We start from the raw sequence: 19,224 nt of genomic DNA on the forward strand, positions 1-19,224 counted from the left end.
CTGGAGGTGCATGGCTTCGGTGGCGCTCTATGACTGAGGGCCTGCCGGGAATCAGGTGCCAAGGTTATCGCTATTCGCGGGCTTGCGCACACCAGCCGCAGGCAAAGCGTTGGCCTATTTTTTCACTGCGTTGCCGCGGGTCCAGCACCCAGGCGCGGGATTGCCAAGGCGGCTGGTGGCGCAGGTGCTGGGTGTGGCCGCAGGACAGCTCGGCCACCCAGTGCGCGCTGTCGTCCTGATGGAACGCGACGATGTAGGATGCCGTTGATCGGCCCCGTCCGTCCGGGTTCTGTTCGCTTTCGGGCAAATCCTTGTTTAGACTTGTCCGTTCTTCATTCTTATGCAAAAGGTCTCGCCCCATGACGATCGCCGCTAACAAGGCTGTCTCCATCGACTATACCCTCACCAACGACGCTGGTGAGGTCATCGACAGCTCAGCCGGCGGCGCGCCGCTGGTCTACCTGCATGGCGCAGGCAACATCATTCCTGGCCTGGAAAAGGCCCTGGAAGGCAAAGTAGTTGGTGATGAGCTGACCGTTGCCGTGGAACCTGAAGATGCCTACGGCGAATATTCCGCCGAACTGGTCAGCACCCTGAACCGCAGCATGTTCGAAGGTGTTGATGAGTTGGAAGTGGGCATGCAGTTCCACGCTTCGGCGCCGGACGGCCAAATGCAGATCGTCACTATCCGTGATCTGGACGGCGACGACGTTACCGTCGACGGCAACCATCCCCTGGCTGGCCAGCGCCTGAACTTCCAAGTGAAGATCGTTGACATCCGCGACGCTTCCCAGGAAGAAGTGGCCCACGGCCACGTCCACGGTGAAGGCGGTCATCACCATTGATCGTGGTTTGATCAATAGGTAGCAAAACGCCCCGACTGGTTCGGGGCGTTTTTTTGCCTGCATTTTTTGGTTGACCGGTTTCCAGTGGTTAGCGGGCTTTTTGTGGTGAGCGGGCTTGCCCCGCGCCGGGGCGCGAAGCGGCCCTAAAACCTGAGATTGGGTTCTGTCTGGAGGAGCGCGTTGAATGTATTGGGGCTGCTGCGCAGCCCAGCGCGGGGCAAGCCCGCTCACCACAAAAAAGCCGCACATCCCGCAGGGGGGATTTTCAGGCCCCAACAAAAATGCCCCGGACCTTTCGGTACGGGGCATTTCTTAACTGTTACGCAACCTGGGTTGCGTTGCAGTTGTTACCACTTAGGCTGCTGCAGCAACGCTCAGAGCCTTGATGTGGCCATTCAGGCGGCTCTTATGACGAGCGGCCTTGTTCTTGTGGATGATGCCTTTATCGGCCATACGGTCGATAACTGGCACAGCCAGAACGTAAGCAGCTTGAGCTTTTTCAGCGTCTTTGGTGTCGATGGCTTTAACTACATTCTTGATGTAGGTACGAACCATGGAACGCAGGCTGGCGTTGTGGCTGCGACGCTTCTCAGCCTGTTTTGCACGTTTTTTGGCGGAAGGTGTGTTGGCCACCGTCGAGCTCCTCGAAAGACTTTTTAGGAAATAGCAAACAAAATAGGCCGCGAATCATGCCGATGACTTGATGGGTTGTCAAGGGCGGCTGATGCGAACTGCTGAGCGGTCGATCTGAAGAGGCGGGTGATTTATTTCCGGCGCTTGACCTGTAAACTCGCGAGCTTTGGCTCTGTGCTGTTGCAGGCGCGCAGTATCGCATAAGTAGGCGCACAGTTCGCCTGCTCTTTATCTATAGGCGCAAACTCTTTCGATGAATCTGCTCAAATCGCTGGCCGCCGTCAGCTCTATCACGATGATTTCCCGGGTTCTGGGGTTTGTGCGTGACACCCTGCTAGCGCGCATCTTTGGCGCCAGTATGGCCACGGATGCCTTCTTTATCGCCTTCAAATTGCCCAACCTGCTGCGGCGTATCTTTGCCGAGGGCGCCTTTTCACAGGCGTTCGTGCCGATTCTGGCGGAGTACAAGACCCAGCAGGGCGAAGAAGCGACGCGTACCTTTATCGCCTATGTTTGCGGGCTGCTCACCCTGGTACTGATGCTGGTGACTGCCCTGGGCATGCTGGCCGCTCCCTGGGTGATCTGGGCCACGGCGCCCGGCTTTGCCAATACCCCGGAAAAATTTGCGCTGACCACCGACCTGTTGCGCGTGACCTTTCCTTATATATTGCTGATCTCCCTGTCGTCCCTGGCCGGGGCGATCCTCAATACCTGGAACCGTTTCTCGGTGCCGGCCTTCGTGCCGACCCTGCTGAACGTGAGCATGATCATCTTTGCGCTGTTCCTCACGCCGTACTTCGATCCGCCGGTGATGGCGCTGGGCTGGGCGGTGCTGGCCGGCGGCCTGGCGCAATTGCTTTACCAACTGCCCCATTTGAAGAAGATCGGCATGCTGGTACTGCCGCGCCTGAACCTCAAGGACACCGGTGTTTGGCGTGTCATGCGCAATATGTTGCCGGCGATCCTTGGTGTATCGGTCAGTCAGATCTCGCTGATCATCAATACTGCATTCGCCTCCCTGCTGGTGTCCGGCTCGGTGTCGTGGATGTACTACGCCGACCGCCTGATGGAATTGCCTTCCGGGGTGCTGGGGGTGGCGCTCGGCACGATCTTGCTGCCGACCCTGGCGCGCACCTACGCCAGTAAGGATCGCCAGGAGTATTCGCGCATTCTCGATTGGGGCTTGCGCCTGTGCTTTGTGCTGGTGCTGCCCTGTTCCCTGGCGCTGGGGATTCTGGCCGAGCCGTTGACGGTCTCGTTATTCCAATATGGTCAGTTCGACGCCCATGACGCCCAGATGACCCAGCACGCGCTGATCGCCTACTCCGTCGGCCTGCTCGGCATCATCGTGATCAAAGTGCTGGCGCCGGGCTTCTATGCTCAGCAGAACATCCGCACGCCGGTGAAAATCGCAATCTTCACCCTGATCGTCACGCAACTGCTCAATTTGCTGTTTATCGGCCCGCTGGCCCATGCCGGCTTGGCCTTGGCAATCAGTGCTGGCGCCTGCATCAATGCTGGCCTGCTGTTCTATCAACTGCGCAAGCAGCAGATGTTTCAGCCGCAGCCGGGCTGGGGGATATTCGCGATCAAATTGCTGGTGGCGGTAGGGGCGATGTCCGCCGTACTGCTTGGCTTGATGCACATAATGCCCGCCTGGGATCAGGGCCACATGCTGGAGCGCTTTATGCGACTGGGTGTGCTGGTGATCGCTGGTGTGGTGGTGTACTTCGGAATGTTGCTGCTGCAAGGTTTCCGGCTGCGGGATTTCAATCGCAAGTCACTGAATTAGAGAGTTTGCCGCGATAAAACCGGTGTTTTATCGATTCGACCCATTTGGCCTGCGCTGTTGCCTGTCGTCCGGGGCAGTGTGTGGTTATAATCGACCACTTTATGAGCAAGAAGCGCGTTATGCAGCTGGTTCGAGGTCTCCACAACCTGCGCCCCCAGCATCGGGGCTGCGTCGCCACTATTGGCAACTTTGACGGTGTTCACCGTGGCCACCAGGCTATCCTGGCCAGGCTGCGCGAGCGTGCGGTCGAGTTGGGCGTGCCCAGCTGCGTGGTGATTTTTGAGCCCCAGCCGCGGGAGTTTTTCTCCCCTGAGACCGCGCCAGCTCGCCTGGCACGCCTGCGCGATAAACTGCAATTGCTGGCCGAAGAAGGTGTGGACCGCGTCCTCTGCCTGGCCTTCAACCAGCGTTTGCAAAGCCTCAGTGCCGCCGAGTTCGTCGACCGCATCCTGGTCGATGGCCTGGGTGTACAGCACCTGGAGGTCGGTGACGACTTCCGTTTCGGCTGCGATCGCGTCGGCGATTTCGAGTTTCTGCAACAGGCCGGCGTCAGCCAGGGGTTTACCGTCGAAGCTGCGCAAACCGTCGAACTGGATGGCCTGCGCGTGAGCAGTACCCAGGTGCGTAATGCCTTGGCCGCTGCCGACTTCGCGTTGGCCGAGCGTTTGCTCGGTCGCCCGTTCCGCATCGCCGGGCGGGTACTGCACGGCCAGAAGCTGGCGCGCCAATTGGGCACGCCAACCGCCAACGTGCAACTTAAGCGCCGCCGTGTGCCGCTGACCGGGGTTTATCTGGTCAGCGTCGACATCGACGGTCAATCGTGGTCCGGAGTCGCCAACATAGGCGTCAGGCCCACGGTTGCAGGTGATGGCAAGGCCCACCTGGAAGTTCATCTTTTGGATTTTGCCGGTGATCTGTATGACCGGCGTTTGACGGTGGTTTTCCACCAGAAGCTGCGTGAAGAGCAGCGTTTCGCCTCCCTTGAGGCGTTGAAAACGGCGATCAATGCGGATGTCGCCGCCGCCCGTGCACTAGCCGCACCTAGCGCCCATCGCTAACCGAAGAGCCTTAAATGACCGACTATAAAGCCACGCTAAACCTTCCGGACACCGCCTTCCCAATGAAGGCCGGCCTGCCACAGCGCGAACCGCAGATCCTGCAGCGCTGGGACAGTATTGGCCTGTACGGAAAGTTGCGCGAAATTGGCAAGGATCGTCCGAAATTCGTCCTGCACGACGGCCCTCCTTATGCCAATGGCACGATTCATATCGGTCATGCGCTGAACAAGATCCTCAAGGACATGATCATCCGTTCGAAAACCCTTTCGGGTTTCGACGCACCTTATGTTCCAGGGTGGGACTGCCACGGCCTGCCGATCGAACACAAAGTCGAAGTGACCCACGGCAAGAACCTGGGCGCCGACAAGACGCGCGAGCTGTGCCGTGCGTACGCGACCGAGCAGATCGAAGGGCAGAAGTCCGAGTTTATCCGCCTGGGCGTGTTGGGCGACTGGGCCAACCCGTACAAAACCATGAACTTCAAGAACGAGGCCGGTGAAATCCGCGCCTTGGCCGAAATCGTCAAGGGCGGTTTCGTGTTCAAGGGCCTCAAGCCCGTGAACTGGTGCTTCGACTGCGGCTCGGCCCTGGCGGAAGCGGAAGTCGAGTACGAGGACAAGAAGTCCTCGACCATCGACGTAGCCTTCCCGATCGCCGACGAGGCCAAGCTGGCCGATGCGTTCGGCCTGGCCAGCCTGGCCAAGCCGGCGGCCATTGTGATCTGGACCACCACCCCGTGGACGATTCCCGCCAACCAGGCGTTGAACGTGCACCCGGAATTCACCTACGCCCTGGTGGACGTCGGTGATCGCCTGCTGGTGCTGGCCGAGGAAATGGTAGAGGCCTGCCTGGCGCGCTACGAGTTGCAAGGTTCGGTGATCGCCACCACCACAGGTTCGGCGCTGGAATTGATCAACTTCCGTCATCCGTTCTATGACCGCCTGTCGCCGGTGTACCTGGCCGATTACGTCGAGCTGGGCTCGGGTACGGGCGTGGTTCACTGCTCGCCCGCCTACGGCGTCGACGACTTTGTGATCTGCAAGAAGTACGGCCTGGTCAACGATGACATCATCAATCCAGTGCAAAGCAACGGCGTCTATGTACCGTCGCTGGAGTTCTTCGGTGGCCAATTCATCTTCAAAGCTGACAAGGCCATCATCGACAAGCTGCGCGAAGTTGGCGCGCTTATGCAGACCGCGACTATCCAGCACAGCTACATGCATTGCTGGCGCCACAAGACCCCGCTGATCTACCGCGCCACCGCACAGTGGTTTATCGGCATGGACAAACAACCGGTTGCCGGTGACACCCTGCGCAATCGCGCGCTCAAGGCCATCGAAGACACCGGTTTTATCCCGGCCTGGGGCCAGGCGCGCCTGCACTCGATGATCGCCAACCGTCCGGACTGGTGCATCTCCCGTCAGCGCAACTGGGGCGTGCCGATCCCGTTCTTCCTCAACAAGGAAAGCGGCGAGCTGCACCCGCGTACCGTCGAACTGATGGAAGAAGTGGCCCAGCGCGTTGAACAGGAAGGCATCGAAGCCTGGTTCAAACTGGACGCCGCCGAGCTGCTGGGCGACGAAGCGCCGCTGTATGACAAGATCAGCGACACCCTCGATGTCTGGTTCGACTCGGGCACCACGCACTGGCACGTACTGCGCGGCTCGCATCCGATGGGCCACCAGAGCGGCCCGCGCGCCGACCTGTACCTGGAAGGCTCGGACCAACACCGTGGCTGGTTCCACTCGTCGCTGCTCACCGGTTGCGCCATCGACGACCACGCGCCGTACCGCGAACTGCTGACCCATGGTTTCACCGTCGACGAAAACGGCCGCAAGATGTCCAAGTCCCTGGGCAACGTGATCGCGCCGCAGAAAGTCAACGACACCCTGGGTGCCGACATCATGCGTCTGTGGGTGGCTTCTACCGACTATTCCGGCGAAATGGCCGTGTCGGAGCAGATCCTGCAGCGCAGCGCCGATGCCTACCGCCGTATCCGTAATACCGCACGCTTCCTGCTGTCGAACCTGAGCGGTTTCAATCCGGCCACCGACATCCTGCCGGCCGAGGACATGCTCGCCCTGGATCGTTGGGCCGTGGACCGTACCCTGTTGCTGCAACGCGAGTTGCAGGAACACTACGGCGAATACCGTTTCTGGAACGTCTACTCGAAGATCCACAACTTCTGTGTGCAGGAGTTGGGCGGTTTCTATCTCGACATCATCAAGGACCGCCAGTACACCACCGGCGCCAACAGCAAGGCGCGCCGTTCGGCGCAGACCGCGCTGTACCACATCTCCGAGGCGCTGGTGCGCTGGATCGCACCGATCCTGGCCTTCACCGCCGACGAACTGTGGGAGTACCTGCCGGGCGAGCGTAATGAGTCCGTAATGCTCAACACCTGGTACGAAGGCCTGACCGAATTGCCGGCCGACTTCGAGCTGGGCCGCGAGTATTGGGAAGGTGTGATGGCCGTCAAGGCTGCGGTGAACAAGGAGTTGGAGGTTCAGCGCGCGGCCAAGGCGGTTGGTGGCAACCTGCAAGCCGAAGTTACCCTGTTTGCCGAGGAAGGTCTGACCGCCGACCTGGCCAAACTGAGCAACGAGCTGCGCTTCGTGTTGATCACCTCCACCGCGACCCTGGCGCCTTTCGCCCAAGCCCCGGCGGATGCCGTCGCTACCGAAGTGCCGGGCCTGAAGCTCAAAGTGGTCAAGTCGGCGTTCGCCAAGTGCGCCCGTTGCTGGCACTGCCGTGAAGATGTCGGTGTGAACCCTGAGCATCCTGAAATCTGCGGTCGCTGCGTCGACAACATCAGCGGTGCCGGTGAGGTTCGCCACTATGCCTAACGCCGGCCGTTTCAGACGTCTGGGCTGGCTTGTATTGAGTTTGCTGGTCCTGGTCATCGACCAGGTCAGCAAGGCTCACTTCGAAAGCTCCCTGGAAATGTTCCAGCAAATCGTGGTGATCCCGGACTACTTCAGCTGGACACTGGCTTACAACACCGGTGCGGCGTTCAGCTTCCTTGCCGACGGTGGCGGTTGGCAGCGTTGGCTGTTTGCTCTGATCGCGGTAGTGGTCAGTGCGGTGCTGGTGGTCTGGCTCAAGCGCCTGGGCCGCGATGACACTTGGCTGGCTGTGGCCTTGGCCCTAGTGTTGGGCGGCGCGTTGGGTAACCTGTACGACCGCATTGCCCTGGGCCATGTGATCGACTTCATCCTGGTGCACTGGCAGAACCGTCATTACTTCCCAGCATTCAACTTTGCCGACAGCGCGATCACCGTCGGTGCAATCATGTTGGCGCTGGATATGTTCAAAAGTAAGAAAACCGGAGAGACCGTCAATGACTGATCAGGTATTGGCTGAGCAACGTATCGGCCAGAACACGGAAGTCACTTTGCATTTCGCACTGCGCCTGGAAAACGGCGACACGGTCGACAGCACGTTCGATAAAGCTCCGGCCACCTTCAAAGTCGGCGACGGCAACCTGCTGCCGGGTTTCGAAGCGGCCTTGTTCGGTTTCAAGGCCGGCGACAAGCGTACCCTGCAGATCCAGCCGGAAAATGCGTTTGGCCAGCCCAATCCGCAGAATGTGCAGATCATCCCGCGTTCGCAGTTCCAGGACATGGAGCTTTCTGAAGGCCTGCTGGTGATTTTCAACGATGCGGCGAATACCGAACTGCCAGGGGTGGTCAAGGCGTTCGATGACGCGCAAGTGACCATCGACTTCAACCACCCGTTGGCCGGTAAAACCTTGACGTTTGATGTGGAAATCATCGACGTTAAGGCACTTTGATCAACGCCCCGATCTAGAATGTGTGAGGGAGCCATCTCCCTCACACCTCTGACCTCAATTGTCAGTTCAGCAGCATCAACTCTGACCCAAGCGCCAGGCACGAGGCACAGCATGCAAATCAAACTCGCCAACCCCCGTGGCTTCTGTGCCGGTGTGGATCGGGCGATCGAAATCGTCAACCGCGCTCTCGAAGTCTTCGGGCCACCGATCTACGTGCGCCATGAAGTGGTGCATAACAAGTTCGTAGTCGAAGACCTGCGCGCGCGCGGTGCCATCTTTGTCGAGGAACTCGACCAAGTGCCGGACGACGTTATCGTTATTTTCAGTGCTCACGGGGTTTCCCAGGCCGTGCGCAGCGAAGCGGCAGGTCGTGGCCTGAAAGTCTTCGATGCAACGTGCCCATTGGTCACCAAAGTCCATATTGAGGTTGCGCGCTATAGCCGCGACGGCCGCGAGTGCATTCTGATCGGTCATGCCGGCCACCCGGAAGTCGAAGGCACCATGGGCCAGTACGACGCCAGCAACGGCGGCGCCATCTACCTGGTTGAGGACGAAAAAGACGTCGCCAATCTGCAAGTGCGCAACCCGGAACGCTTGGCATTCGTGACCCAGACCACTTTGTCCATGGACGACACCAGTCGCGTCATCGATGCCTTGCGCACGCGCTTTCCGGCGATCGGCGGGCCGCGTAAGGATGACATCTGCTACGCCACGCAAAATCGCCAGGATGCGGTCAAGCAACTGGCCGATGAATGCGACGTGGTCCTGGTGGTCGGCAGCCCGAACAGCTCCAACTCCAATCGTCTGCGCGAGTTGGCCGAGCGCATGGCGACGCCCGCGTACCTGATCGATGGTGCCGAAGACATGCAGCGCAGTTGGTTCGATGGCGTCGAGCGTATCGGTATCACCGCAGGCGCTTCGGCGCCGGAAGTGCTGGTGCGCGGCGTCATCCAGCAGTTGCACGAATGGGGCGCGACCGGCGCCGATGAGTTGGCTGGGCGCGAGGAGAACATCACTTTCTCCATGCCCAAGGAGCTGCGGGTACGTTCGCTGCTCTGAGTGCCAGGGTGCCGGAATAACTCCGGCACAACGCCTGCTCGACGCTGTCTCTGCGCAGGCTGATGCGGCCGCTGGGGGCCAGCACCACTTGGTGTAGGCTCTGTGCCCGGTCCGTGCCACACACATGTAACGTCCCTGCGCGGAACCCTCCGCCGGAAAATACCGGCTCGCCCATCCCGCTGAACCGTACCTGGCTCTTCACCGGCCCGTTACCGACGATGGCTACCCGTCCGGAGTCCTGTCGCTCCAGCAGCACCGGATTGTCTTCATCCAGAGGGCCACGCCCGCTGACATCCACAATCACGCGCCAGCCGTGACTCCAATCATTGTTCAACGCGTGAATGACCACCGCCCGGTTTCGCGCGATGGCCTCGGTGCGTGCGAAACGCAGCCCGCTCGCCAGGGATTGCGCGGCGCTTCGTTGCTGTTGTGACTCCAGCAACGTCTTGAGTCCGGGCACTGTGAGATGGGCCAGGATGCTGCTGACGATCAGCCCCAGCAGCAGTTCGATCAGGGTGAAACCTCGTTGTTGCATAGGTTGTCCCTCCGTGGACGCGGTAGATATTTCAGGTGCAGCCAAAGGTATAGCGGCTGGATCTTGGCCTCGGATGATGGCCTTTATGTCCAAAGTATTTCCCTTTGTTCCGGGGACAGCGCGGGTAAAAAACCGACGCTAGTCTTGGGTCGCACGGCAGCGTTTGTCTGCTCTTTTCGGCCCTCGACACGGATGACGACGGTGATGCTTGCTCGCCCGAACATTTTTTTTGCATCTGCTTTATCTCGACGACAAACCGGCACGACCCTTATCGAGGTGCTGGTGGCGGTACTGATTCTCGCCGTGGGCTTGCTGGGCGCGGCGGTGATCCAACTCAACGCGCTAAAGTCCACGGACAGTTCGAGGATGAGCAGTCAGGCCAGCTTTATTGCTTACGACATGCTTGACCGAATCCGCGCCAATGCCGGCGCCGATTACGCATGGAGCCGCTCCGAGCGCGCTCCGGCCAGCACCGCAGGTGCCAGCGTGCGCGACCTGGACCTGCATGATTTCGAGGCCAATATTCTGAGCTTCGCTGGGCAGAGCGCCAAAGGCTCGGTGGCGATTAGTGCCAATGAGGTCACCGTGAGTATCAGTTGGGATGACAGCCGCGGTGCCGGCGCGGTTGGTGCGCGCGAAACGGTCACCCTGACCACTCGCATCGACAGCGATCCGGAGGGTGCACAATGAACCGAAGGTCGCGAGGTTTTACCCTGGTGGAGTTGCTGTTGGCCCTGACCTTGGGGTTGATACTGGTGCTCGGGGTCAGTCAGGTGGCGATCAGTTCCCGAGCGACCCACGCCAGCCAGCAGGCCGCCATGTTGTTGCAGGACGACGCGCGGTTCGCGCTTGGCAAGATGATCCAGGATATTCGTCAAGCCGGCATGTTCGGTTGCCTGGCTAGCGCTCATATCGAACAGGCACCGCCGGCATTTGAGCTGCCGATCAGTTGGAGCGCCGGCACTGATTCGAAGTCGCTGACATTAGTTACGACCAGCACCGGCGAAGGCAGTGGCAGGCCCGATTGGACGGTACTGTCAGATTGCACAGGTACCGCCCAGGCTTACACCGGCTTCTCTCCTGCGCCTGGGCCTGGGCCTGGGCAGATTCGATTCGCGATACGCCAGATCACCTACACCTTTGAGGCGGGCCAGTTAAAGGTCAGCACGCCGGCCGCACCGGCCAAAGCAGTACTGGTGGATAACGTTCAGGCGTTCGACATCAGTTTCGGCATTGCGGCTAATGCCGTATCGGCACAGGTGGTGCGCTACGACGCAAGCCCTGCTGACGTGGCGTTGATTCGCAGCGTGCGCGTCCTCATGACGCTGCAAGACCCCTCCGGTCGGGTCAAGGCGCAAACCTACAGCGTCGTGGCGGCGCTACGAAACCGTCTGGGGTAGGGCTGTTATGCAGGGCGTTTGGATAACTTATCGGCGGCAGTCAGGCATGGCGCTGCTATTGAGTCTGGTGTTTTTGCTGCTGTTATCGCTGATTGGCCTGTCCTCGATGCAAGGGGTGGTGGCTCAGCAAAAGATGGCCGCCAGTTTTTGGCATCGCAATCAGTCGCTGCAAAGTGCCGAGAGCGGTTTGAGACTCGGAGAGTGGAGCGCGCGGCGTAGTGGTGGGACGTTGCCGCAGTGCCAGTCAATCACCACCTGTGCGCCACCGGATGAAGCGTTTTCGGTGATTGCCGCAGGCACCCATCCGGTTTCAGCGGTGTCTTGGGTTGCCCTCAAAGGGGGGCTGTACGGCGTTCAGTTTCTAGGCATGGGGCGCGGGATCGCGCACTTGCCGCCGAATACAAAGGCCGCACTGTATCGAGTGACGGCAGTCGGCTGGAGCGGTCAAGCCCGCACGGTGCTGGAGAGCGTATATGCCCGAGTAGACGGGGAGGCAGGCTCGCGATTTCGGCGAGTGTTATGGCGACAACTTCTATAGGAGCAATGGGATGGGCATGGACACCCGAGGTTTTACCCTGTTGGAATTACTGATCGGTGTGGTGATCATCGCGATTCTGGCTGGGATCGTTTACCCCGGTTACACGGCGCAGGTGAAAAAGGCCTACCGTGTACAAATCGTCGGCCTATTGACTGAGCAGGCGCAGCACCTGGAGCGGTTCTATGCGAAGAACGGCACTTTTATTGACGCAAGCGGCGTCAGTGCTGGCGATGATCGCTATAGAATCTCCGTCGCATTGAACCCTCAGGATTTCCGTTTGCTGGCTACGCCTGTGGCTGGCTCGATCATGGACGGCGACGCCTGTGGCGAGTTCAGCCTGACCAGTACCGGCGCACGCAGCAATCCAGGCGCGGCGCCGGAGATGTCGCGCCAGGCGTGCTGGGGGCAATGATGCGAATGCTGGATGACTGGGCGCCGGTGGCGCTTGTTCCTTTTTATCGATTGGATCGAATGATGGCTAAGCAACAGCAAGTGGTGATTGTCGGTGGCGGAGTCATCGGCTTGTTGACAGCGTTCAACCTGGCGACCCAGGGGCAGGCGGTAGTGCTACTGGAGCGCGCCGGGGTAGGGCAGGAGTCGTCCTGGGCTGGCGGGGGTATCGTTTCGCCGCTGTATCCGTGGCGCTATAGCCCAGCGGTCACCGCGTTGGCCCATTGGTCCCAGGATTTTTACCCGCAATTGGCCGAGCGCCTGTTTGCCACCACCGGTGTCGACCCGCAGGTGCATACCACCGGTTTGTACTGGCTGGATCTGGACGATGAGCCCGAAGCGCTGGCCTGGGCTGTCCGCGAGGGACGCCCCTTGAGCAAAGTGGATATATCAGTCGCCCATAATGCTGTTCCGGTGTTGGGGGGTGGGTACTCGCAAGCAATTTTTATGGCCAACGTTGCCAATGTGCGTAACCCGCGCCTGGTCAAATCCCTCAAGGCTGCGCTGTTGGCATTGCCTGGTGTGACGATTCGCGAGCAGTGTGTGGTGACGGGGTTTGCGGTAGATAACGGCCGTGTGGCGGGGGTGGATACGGCGCAGGGGCCGATCCTGGGCGATCAGGTGGTGCTGGCGGCAGGGGCGTGGAGCGGTGACCTGCTCGGCACGCTCGGCTTATCGCTGCCGGTGGAACCGGTCAAAGGTCAGATGATTCTCTACAAGTGTGATTCGAACTTTCTGTCGAGCATGGTCCTCGCCAAGGGCCGTTATGCGATTCCGCGAAGGGACGGGCATATTCTTATCGGCAGCACACTGGAACACGAAGGCTTCGATAAGACGCCAACCGAGACCGCATTGGAAAGCCTGAAGGCTTCTGCTGTCGAGCTGATTCCTGCCCTGGCCCATGCTGAAGTGGTGGGGCACTGGGCCGGTTTGCGACCGGGGTCGCCGGAAGGTATTCCCTATATAGGCCCGGTGCCGGGGTTCAAAGGTTTATGGCTCAACTGCGGGCATTACCGCAACGGTCTGGTTCTGGCGCCTGCGTCCTGTCAGCTGTTCGCCGACCTGCTGCTAGGCAATAAGCCGATTATCGACCCGGCGCCTTATGCGCTAGAAGGTCGAATCAACGCTGGATAGACTTTGGCCCCTGCTCCAGATGCGCCTGGGTGCAGTACCACTCCTGGCGCAGCCGCAAGGCGCGATCCTGCGGCAGGTGCACGCCGCAGTGAGCGCAGCGCACCATCAGCGCGGCATCCGGCTCGTTGGCGCGCTGCTGCTTGGTGGCTGGGCTTTTGAACTTGCGCCAGAACCATACCGCGGCGGCAATGACGGCAATCCAGAACAAAAGACGTAGCATGATGGGCAGTTTCTCGACAAGGAATGCGCCAGTTTAGCCAAGGACGTGGCAGGCGCACAGAGCAATAATGCTGCCCATGAAAAAGGGAGCCTCTGGAGGCTCCCTTTTAGGTGTGACTTGGACTGATCAGTCGAATAGGCCAAAAGTCATGTAGCTGAACCACGAGCGGTCCTGATTGTTGCCCAGGGCTTGCGGTTCTTCCTCTTCGATCACGTCGCCGTTTTCGTCGTGCGGCTTGAGGTCGGAAGGAATAGCGTCCTTGGCGTCCTGGAATTGCTTGATCACGTCCTGGTTGGCGCGGGTTTCGCCCGGCGGCAGCGGTGGGCGGGATTCGATCAGACCCAGGGTGTACTTGCTCAGCCACGAGCGGTTGTCAGCTTCGGCAACCTGAGGCACGAACTGGCCGTCTTTCAGGCTTGGGTGATCGGGATAGTTGAGTTTGAGGGTTTCCAGGCTGGTAGCGGCCAGTTCGTCCAGGTGCAGACGCTGGTAAGCCTCGGTCATTACGGCCAGGCCATCACCCACGGATGGGGTTTCCTGGAAGTTCTCCACCACATAGCGACCACGGTTGGCGGCGGCGACGTAGGCCTGACGGGTCAGGTAGTAGTGCGCGACGTGGATCTCGTAGGAAGCCAGCAGGTTGCGCAGGTAGATCATGCGCTGCTTGGCGTCCGGCGCGTAGCGGCTGTTGGGATAGCGGCTGGTGAGCTGGGCGAACTCGTTATAGGAGTCGCGGGCCGCACCCGGGTCGCGCTTGGTCATGTCCAGCGGCAGGAAGCGCGCCAGCAGGCCAACGTCCTGGTCGAACGAGGTCAGGCCCTTCATATAGTAGGCGTAGTCCACGTTCGGGTGCTGCGGGTGCAGGCGGATGAAGCGCTCGGCGGCGGACTTGGCAGCTTCCGGCTCGGCGTTCTTGTAGTTGGCGTAGATCAGCTCGAGTTGGGCCTGGTCAGCGTAGCGACCGAACGGATAGCGTGACTCCAGTGCCTTCAGCTTGGCTGTGGCGCTGGTGTAGCTATTATTGTCCAAGTCTTTCTGAGCCTGTTGGTACAGCTCGACTTCGCTCAGGTTTTCGTCGACGACTTCCTTTGTTGACGAGCAAGCAGCAGTCATGGCGAGGATGGCGATCAGCAGCAGGTGTTTCACTTGCATGGCGGCTTGCGTCCCTATGACGGCCGCTGTCTTGGGCGGGGCCGTCCTGTTATGATGAGCGCCCCGTTGAAAGCCTCGGGGCAAAAGACGCCGTATTTAACCACAAGCGCGCAGCCGAAACCAAAGGCTGTGCCACGCCTAGTCTGAGCATGTCCGATAAAATTGAACTTCGCGCAGAGGTGCCGTCCGAATTGGGCGGCCAACGCCTCGATCAAGTCGCCGCACAATTATTCGCTGAGCACTCGCGCTCGCGCCTTTCCGCCTGGATCAAAGACGGCCGCCTGACTGTGGATGGAGCGGTTATCCGCCCGCGAGACATAGTCCATGGCGGTGCAATTCTTGAGCTGACTGCCGAGCAGGAAGCCCAGGGAGAGTGGGTCGCCCAGGACATCGAGCTGGATATCGTCTATGAAGACGACGACATTCTGGTCATCAACAAACCCGCAGGTCTGGTGGTGCACCCGGCTGCCGGGCACGCTGATGGCACTTTGCTCAACGCCCTTTTGCACCACGTACCGGACATCATCAATGTGCCGCGTTGTGGCATCGTGCACCGACTGGACAAGGACACCACCGGTCTGATGGTGGTCGCCAAGACCATTCAGGCCCAGACCCAACTGGTCACCCAGTTGCAAAGCCGCAGCGTCAGCCGGATCTACGAGTGCATCGTGATCGGCGTGGTGGTGGCCGGTGGCAAGATCAACGCCCCTATCGGTCGCCACGGCCAGCAGCGCCAGCGTATGGCGGTGATGGAAGGTGGCAAGCAGGCCGTGAGCCACTATCGAGTCTTGGAGCGTTTCCGGTCCCACACCCATGTGCGGGTCAAGCTGGAAACCGGTCGTACCCACCAGATTCGCGTGCACATGGCCCATATCAACTTCCCGTTGGTCGGCGATCCGGCCTACGGCGGTCGCTTCCGCATTCCGCCGGCCGCCAGCGCGACCATGGTTGAATCGCTGAAATCCTTTCCGCGTCAGGCCCTGCACGCGCGCTTCCTTGAGTTGGATCATCCGACGAGCGGTAAGCGCATGAGCTGGGAATCGCCGCTGCCGGACGACCTGGTGTGGTTGCTGTCGCTGCTCAAACAGGACCGCGAGGCGTTTATCGGATGAATGACTGGCTGATTCCTGACTGGCCCGCGCCGGCTCAGGTCAAGGCCTGCGTCACCACCCGTGCGGGCGGCGTCAGTCTGGCGCCGTTCGACAGCCTCAACCTGGGCGATCATGTCGAGGACCGCCTTGAGGCCGTCCTGGAAAATCGCCGTCGACTTTCCCAAGCCTTCGATATCCAGCCAGCCTGGCTACGGCAGGTCCATGGCGTGAACGTCGTCAAGGCCGACCCCGGTAGCACCCTGGAAGCCGATGGCTGCTGGACCGACACGCCGGGTATCGCCTGCACAGCCATGACTGCCGATTGTCTGCCGGCGCTGTTCTGCAACCGCGCCGGCACCCGCGTGGCAGCCGCCCACGCCGGTTGGCGGGGGTTGGCGGCCGGCGTACTGGAGGCGACGGTCGATAGCCTGGCCGCCGAGCCTGACGACGTATTGGTCTGGCTGGGCCCGGCGATTGGCCCCCAAGCCTTTGAGGTCGGTCCGGAAGTGCGTGAAGTGTTCATGCAGCAACTGCCGGCGACTGCCCAAGCATTCGTGCCGAGCCGTAATCCTGGCAAGTTCATGGCCGACATCTATCAACTCGCGCGCCTGCGGCTCGCTGCGCGCGGTATCACGGCGGTCTATGGTGGTGGTTTGTGCACCGTGACCGATCCGCGTTTCTTTTCTTATCGTCGCAGTCCTCGCACCGGACGATTTGCCTCCCTTATCTGGCTTGAGCGCTAGACTCTTCTGATCTGCGTCAACTGTTTGTTGCTTGAATCTCCCAGAATCGACCACATCTATAAGGGTATCTGGCAGGTTTCTTCATTCAGGATGTGTTTATAGATCCGGCCTGCTCAAAAGGAAGGTGACTAATGCGTATTGATCGTTTAACCAGCAAATTGCAGTTGGCCTTATCGGACTCTCAATCCTTGGCGGTGGGCCTCGACCACCCGGCCATTGAGCCTGCGCACTTGATGCAGGCGCTCCTGGAGCAGCAAGGTGGTTCCATCAAGCCCTTGCTGATGCAGGTGGGCTTTGACGTCAACAGCCTGCGCAAGGAGTTGAGCAAAGAGCTCGACCAACTGCCGAAAATCCAAAACCCCACTGGCGACGTAAATATGTCCCAGGATCTGGCGCGCCTGTTGAACCAGGCCGATCGTCTGGCTCAGCAAAAAGGTGACCAGTTCATCTCCAGTGAACTGGTGCTGCTCGCCGCCATGGACGAGAACAGCAAACTGGGCAAGTTGTTGCTGGGTCAGGGCGTCAGTAAGAAAGCCCTGGAAAACGCCATCAACAACCTGCGCGGTGGCGACGCGGTGAACGACCCTAATCATGAGGAGTCGCGCCAAGCTCTGGACAAATACACCGTCGACCTGACCAAGCGCGCCGAAGACGGCAAGCTCGACCCAGTGATCGGTCGTGACGATGAAATTCGTCGCACCATCCAGGTACTGCAGCGTCGCACCAAAAACAACCCGGTGCTGATCGGTGAGCCTGGCGTAGGTAAAACCGCGATCGCCGAGGGTCTAGCCCAGCGCATCATTAATGGTGAAGTGCCGGATGGCCTCAAAGGTAAGCGTCTGTTGTCTCTGGACATGGGGGCGCTGATCGCCGGTGCCAAGTTCCGTGGTGAGTTCGAAGAACGCCTCAAAGCCCTGCTGAACGAGCTGTCCAAGCAGGAAGGGCAGATCATTCTGTTTATCGACGAACTGCACACCATGGTCGGCGCCGGTAAAGGCGAGGGCTCCATGGATGCGGGCAACATGCTCAAGCCGGCGCTGGCTCGCGGTGAGCTGCATTGCGTGGGCGCCACGACGCTTAACGAATACCGTCAGTACATCGAAAAGGACGCGGCGCTTGAGCGGCGCTTCCAAAAAGTGCTGGTGGAGGAACCGAGCGAAGAGGACACCATCGCAATCCTGCGTGGCCTCAAAGAGCGTTATGAGGTTCACCACAAGGTGGCGATCACTGACGGGGCGATCATTGCGGCGGCCAAATTGAGCCATCGCTATATCACCGACCGCCAGTTGCCCGACAAGGCGATTGACCTGATCGACGAAGCGGCGAGCCGTATCCGTATGGAAATCGACTCCAAGCCGGAAGTACTCGATCGTTTGGATCGGCGCTTGATCCAGCTGAAGGTGGAATCCCAGGCCCTCAAGAAGGAAGAGGACGACGCGGCGAAGAAACGCCTGGAAAAACTCCAGGAGGAAATTCAGCGTCTGGAGCGGGAGTATTCGGACCTCGAAGAAATCTGGACCTCGGAGAAAGCCGAAGTACAGGGTTCTGCTCAGATTCAGCAAAAAATCGAGCAGTCTCGTCAGGAGCTGGAGGCCGCACGCCGTAAAGGTGACCTGAACCGTATGGCCGAGTTGCAGTACGGGGTGATTCCCGATCTGGAGCGCAGCCTGCAGATGGTCGACCAGCATGGCCATAGCGAGAACCAGTTGCTGCGCAGCAAGGTGACCGAGGAAGAAATTGCCGAGGTTGTCTCCAAGTGGACCGGCATTCCTGTGTCGAAGATGCTGGAAGGCGAGCGCGATAAGCTGATGAAAATGGAAAGCCTGTTGCATCAGCGCGTTATCGGTCAGGAAGAGGCCGTCGTGGCGGTATCCAACGCGGTGCGGCGTTCCCGCGCAGGGTTGTCCGACCCGAACCGTCCAAGTGGATCGTTCATGTTCCTCGGCCCGACCGGTGTGGGTAAGACCGAGTTGTGCAAGGCCCTGGCCGAGTTCCTCTTCGATACTGAAGAGGCCATGGTGCGGATCGATATGTCCGAATTCATGGAGAAACACTCGGTCGCTCGCTTGATCGGTGCGCCACCAGGCTATGTGGGCTACGAGGAGGGCGGCTACCTGACCGAAGCTGTGCGGCGCAAACCTTACTCGGTCATCCTGCTGGATGAAGTCGAGAAGGCTCACCCGGATGTGTTCAACATCCTGCTGCAAGTGCTGGAGGATGGCCGTCTGACCGACAGTCACGGGCGTACGGTGGATTTCCGCAACACGGTGATCGTAATGACCTCCAATCTGGGCTCTACACAGATCCAGGAATTGGTAGGAGATCGTGAGGCTCAGCGTGCAGCGGTGATGGACGCGTTGACCTCGCACTTCCGCCCGGAATTTATCAACCGGGTCGATGAAGTGGTGATCTTCGAGCCATTGGCGCGGGATCAGATCGCCGGCATCACCGAGATCCAGTTGGGCCGCCTGCGTGGTCGTCTGGCCGAACGCGAGCTGTCGCTGGAACTGAGCAGCGAAGCGTTGGACAAACTGATCGCGGTAGGTTACGACCCGGTGTATGGCGCACGCCCTCTGAAACGTGCGATCCAGCGCTGGATCGAAAACCCGCTGGCGCAGTTGATCCTCTCGGGCAGTTTTATGCCGGGAACCAGCGTCACAGCCAGCGTGGAAAACGACGAAATCGTCTTCCACTGAGGCCTGACTGCCGGTTGATAAGAGAAGGCCCCGCATTGCGGGGCCTTTTTTTTCGCTAGGGCGTTGAACTGTAAGGCAAAGGCTT

The 19,224-nt window shown here is 59.9% G+C and carries 20 protein-coding genes; 15 read left to right on the forward strand and 5 right to left on the reverse strand.

Annotated elements, in window-relative coordinates; translation table 11 throughout:
- Window positions 1-70: 70 nt before the first annotated feature.
- On the reverse strand, window positions 71-361 hold the full coding sequence (locus HRH33_RS04680) for a DUF3565 domain-containing protein (protein WP_167417769.1): 291 nt from the start codon (window positions 359-361) through the stop codon (window positions 71-73).
- Here HRH33_RS04680 and HRH33_RS04685 point away from each other — a divergent pair.
- Complete coding sequence (locus tag HRH33_RS04685; protein WP_034136813.1) at window positions 360-845, forward strand: FKBP-type peptidyl-prolyl cis-trans isomerase; 486 nt, start codon at window positions 360-362, stop codon at window positions 843-845. The two genes, HRH33_RS04680 and HRH33_RS04685, sit on opposite strands and share 2 nt — an antisense overlap.
- A 354-nt stretch (window positions 846-1,199) precedes the next feature.
- Here HRH33_RS04685 and rpsT read toward each other — a convergent pair whose 3' ends face one another.
- Window positions 1,200-1,478: a 30S ribosomal protein S20 gene (gene rpsT, locus HRH33_RS04690; RefSeq protein ID WP_016976313.1), complete on the reverse strand. Its 279-nt coding sequence runs from the start codon at window positions 1,476-1,478 to the stop codon at window positions 1,200-1,202.
- A 253-nt stretch (window positions 1,479-1,731) separates the two neighbouring features.
- Here rpsT and murJ point away from each other — a divergent pair, with 253 nt between their 5' ends.
- The 6 genes from murJ (at window position 1,732) to ispH (ending at window position 9,180) form a co-directional block, all read left to right on the forward strand.
- Window positions 1,732-3,270 carry a murein biosynthesis integral membrane protein MurJ gene (gene murJ, locus HRH33_RS04695; RefSeq protein WP_034136913.1) on the forward strand — a complete coding sequence of 513 codons (1,539 nt, stop codon included), beginning with the start codon at window positions 1,732-1,734 and terminating at the stop codon, window positions 3,268-3,270.
- A gap of 119 nt (window positions 3,271-3,389) precedes the next feature.
- Window positions 3,390-4,328 carry a bifunctional riboflavin kinase/FAD synthetase gene (ribF, locus tag HRH33_RS04700; RefSeq protein ID WP_034095812.1) on the forward strand — a complete coding sequence of 313 codons (939 nt, stop codon included), beginning with the start codon at window positions 3,390-3,392 and terminating at the stop codon, window positions 4,326-4,328.
- A 14-nt stretch (window positions 4,329-4,342) separates the two neighbouring features.
- Window positions 4,343-7,174, forward strand: coding sequence for an isoleucine--tRNA ligase (ileS, locus tag HRH33_RS04705; protein WP_034136915.1), 2,832 nt, complete (start codon window positions 4,343-4,345; stop codon window positions 7,172-7,174).
- Window positions 7,167-7,676, forward strand: coding sequence for a signal peptidase II (gene lspA, locus HRH33_RS04710; protein WP_173603369.1), 510 nt, complete (start codon window positions 7,167-7,169; stop codon window positions 7,674-7,676). Before ileS ends, lspA begins: the two co-directional genes overlap by 8 nt.
- Window positions 7,677-7,683: 7 nt before the next feature.
- Window positions 7,684-8,121 (forward strand): FKBP-type peptidyl-prolyl cis-trans isomerase, encoded by a 438-nt coding sequence (fkpB, locus tag HRH33_RS04715; protein WP_169868004.1) that lies wholly within the window; start codon window positions 7,684-7,686, stop codon window positions 8,119-8,121.
- 111 nt (window positions 8,122-8,232) lie between these two features.
- Window positions 8,233-9,180, forward strand: coding sequence for a 4-hydroxy-3-methylbut-2-enyl diphosphate reductase (ispH, locus tag HRH33_RS04720; protein WP_034095816.1), 948 nt, complete (start codon window positions 8,233-8,235; stop codon window positions 9,178-9,180).
- Here the strand turns inward: ispH and HRH33_RS04725 are convergent.
- Window positions 9,134-9,715, reverse strand: a complete 582-nt coding sequence (locus HRH33_RS04725) for a GspH/FimT family pseudopilin (protein WP_167417768.1) — start codon at window positions 9,713-9,715, stop codon at window positions 9,134-9,136. The genes ispH and HRH33_RS04725 overlap by 47 nt on opposite strands.
- Before the next feature lie 204 nt (window positions 9,716-9,919).
- On the opposite strand from HRH33_RS04725, the gene pilV reads away from it, so the two are divergent.
- The 5 genes from pilV to thiO all read left to right on the forward strand — a co-directional run bounded on the left by pilV (window position 9,920) and on the right by thiO (window position 13,237).
- Window positions 9,920-10,405, forward strand: coding sequence for a type IV pilus modification protein PilV (pilV, locus tag HRH33_RS04730; protein WP_167417767.1), 486 nt, complete (start codon window positions 9,920-9,922; stop codon window positions 10,403-10,405).
- Entirely contained in the window at window positions 10,402-11,115 is a 714-nt protein-coding gene (locus HRH33_RS04735) for a PilW family protein (RefSeq protein ID WP_167417766.1), read from the forward strand. Before pilV ends, HRH33_RS04735 begins: the two co-directional genes overlap by 4 nt.
- A gap of 46 nt (window positions 11,116-11,161) precedes the next feature.
- Entirely contained in the window at window positions 11,162-11,653 is a 492-nt protein-coding gene (locus HRH33_RS04740) for a pilus assembly PilX family protein (RefSeq protein ID WP_123480718.1), read from the forward strand.
- Between the two features lie 10 nt (window positions 11,654-11,663).
- Complete coding sequence (locus tag HRH33_RS04745; RefSeq protein ID WP_034136921.1) at window positions 11,664-12,065, forward strand: type IV pilin protein; 402 nt, start codon at window positions 11,664-11,666, stop codon at window positions 12,063-12,065.
- Window positions 12,066-12,127: 62 nt separating this feature from the next.
- Window positions 12,128-13,237 carry a glycine oxidase ThiO gene (gene thiO, locus HRH33_RS04750; protein ID WP_167417765.1) on the forward strand — a complete coding sequence of 370 codons (1,110 nt, stop codon included), beginning with the start codon at window positions 12,128-12,130 and terminating at the stop codon, window positions 13,235-13,237.
- Here the strand turns inward: thiO and HRH33_RS04755 are convergent.
- Both HRH33_RS04755 and HRH33_RS04760 read right to left on the reverse strand, forming a co-directional pair.
- Window positions 13,224-13,457 carry a PP0621 family protein gene (locus HRH33_RS04755; protein WP_034095822.1) on the reverse strand — a complete coding sequence of 78 codons (234 nt, stop codon included), beginning with the start codon at window positions 13,455-13,457 and terminating at the stop codon, window positions 13,224-13,226. The genes thiO and HRH33_RS04755 overlap by 14 nt on opposite strands.
- 126 nt (window positions 13,458-13,583) lie before the next feature.
- On the reverse strand, window positions 13,584-14,609 hold the full coding sequence (locus tag HRH33_RS04760) for an outer membrane protein assembly factor BamD (RefSeq protein WP_034136922.1): 1,026 nt from the start codon (window positions 14,607-14,609) through the stop codon (window positions 13,584-13,586).
- Window positions 14,610-14,758: 149 nt separating this feature from the next.
- On the opposite strand from HRH33_RS04760, the gene rluD reads away from it, so the two are divergent.
- The 3 genes from rluD (at window position 14,759) to clpB (ending at window position 19,139) form a co-directional block, all read left to right on the forward strand.
- The gene (gene rluD, locus HRH33_RS04765) at window positions 14,759-15,721 is read left to right on the forward strand and encodes a 23S rRNA pseudouridine(1911/1915/1917) synthase RluD (RefSeq protein WP_024073341.1); all 963 of its coding nucleotides are present in this window, start codon (window positions 14,759-14,761) and stop codon (window positions 15,719-15,721) included.
- Entirely contained in the window at window positions 15,718-16,443 is a 726-nt protein-coding gene (pgeF, locus tag HRH33_RS04770; RefSeq protein WP_167417764.1) for a peptidoglycan editing factor PgeF, read from the forward strand. The genes rluD and pgeF overlap by 4 nt, the downstream gene beginning before the upstream one ends.
- Before the next feature lie 131 nt (window positions 16,444-16,574).
- The gene (clpB, locus tag HRH33_RS04775) at window positions 16,575-19,139 is read left to right on the forward strand and encodes an ATP-dependent chaperone ClpB (protein ID WP_034095825.1); all 2,565 of its coding nucleotides are present in this window, start codon (window positions 16,575-16,577) and stop codon (window positions 19,137-19,139) included.
- The last annotated feature ends 85 nt before the right edge of the window (window positions 19,140-19,224 follow it).

It is taken from the genome of Pseudomonas rhodesiae, assembly GCF_013285305.1.
In the GTDB taxonomy this organism is placed as follows: domain Bacteria; phylum Pseudomonadota; class Gammaproteobacteria; order Pseudomonadales; family Pseudomonadaceae; genus Aquipseudomonas; species Aquipseudomonas rhodesiae.

Coding starts and splice junctions, on each gene's coding strand:
- HRH33_RS04685 (WP_034136813.1), top strand. CDS start 360: ATGACGATCGCCGCTAACAAGGCTGTCTCCATCGACTATACCCTCACC.
- HRH33_RS04680 (WP_167417769.1), bottom strand. CDS start 361: ATGGGGCGAGACCTTTTGCATAAGAATGAAGAACGGACAAGTCTAAAC.
- murJ (WP_034136913.1), top strand. CDS start 1,732: ATGAATCTGCTCAAATCGCTGGCCGCCGTCAGCTCTATCACGATGATT.
- ribF (WP_034095812.1), top strand. CDS start 3,390: ATGCAGCTGGTTCGAGGTCTCCACAACCTGCGCCCCCAGCATCGGGGC.
- ileS (WP_034136915.1), top strand. CDS start 4,343: ATGACCGACTATAAAGCCACGCTAAACCTTCCGGACACCGCCTTCCCA.
- lspA (WP_173603369.1), top strand. CDS start 7,167: ATGCCTAACGCCGGCCGTTTCAGACGTCTGGGCTGGCTTGTATTGAGT.
- ispH (WP_034095816.1), top strand. CDS start 8,233: ATGCAAATCAAACTCGCCAACCCCCGTGGCTTCTGTGCCGGTGTGGAT.
- HRH33_RS04725 (WP_167417768.1), bottom strand. CDS start 9,715: ATGCAACAACGAGGTTTCACCCTGATCGAACTGCTGCTGGGGCTGATC.
- pilV (WP_167417767.1), top strand. CDS start 9,920: ATGCTTGCTCGCCCGAACATTTTTTTTGCATCTGCTTTATCTCGACGA.
- HRH33_RS04735 (WP_167417766.1), top strand. CDS start 10,402: ATGAACCGAAGGTCGCGAGGTTTTACCCTGGTGGAGTTGCTGTTGGCC.
- HRH33_RS04740 (WP_123480718.1), top strand. CDS start 11,162: ATGGCGCTGCTATTGAGTCTGGTGTTTTTGCTGCTGTTATCGCTGATT.
- HRH33_RS04745 (WP_034136921.1), top strand. CDS start 11,664: ATGGGCATGGACACCCGAGGTTTTACCCTGTTGGAATTACTGATCGGT.
- thiO (WP_167417765.1), top strand. CDS start 12,128: ATGGCTAAGCAACAGCAAGTGGTGATTGTCGGTGGCGGAGTCATCGGC.
- HRH33_RS04755 (WP_034095822.1), bottom strand. CDS start 13,457: ATGCTACGTCTTTTGTTCTGGATTGCCGTCATTGCCGCCGCGGTATGG.
- HRH33_RS04760 (WP_034136922.1), bottom strand. CDS start 14,609: ATGCAAGTGAAACACCTGCTGCTGATCGCCATCCTCGCCATGACTGCT.
- rluD (WP_024073341.1), top strand. CDS start 14,759: ATGTCCGATAAAATTGAACTTCGCGCAGAGGTGCCGTCCGAATTGGGC.
- pgeF (WP_167417764.1), top strand. CDS start 15,718: ATGAATGACTGGCTGATTCCTGACTGGCCCGCGCCGGCTCAGGTCAAG.
- clpB (WP_034095825.1), top strand. CDS start 16,575: ATGCGTATTGATCGTTTAACCAGCAAATTGCAGTTGGCCTTATCGGAC.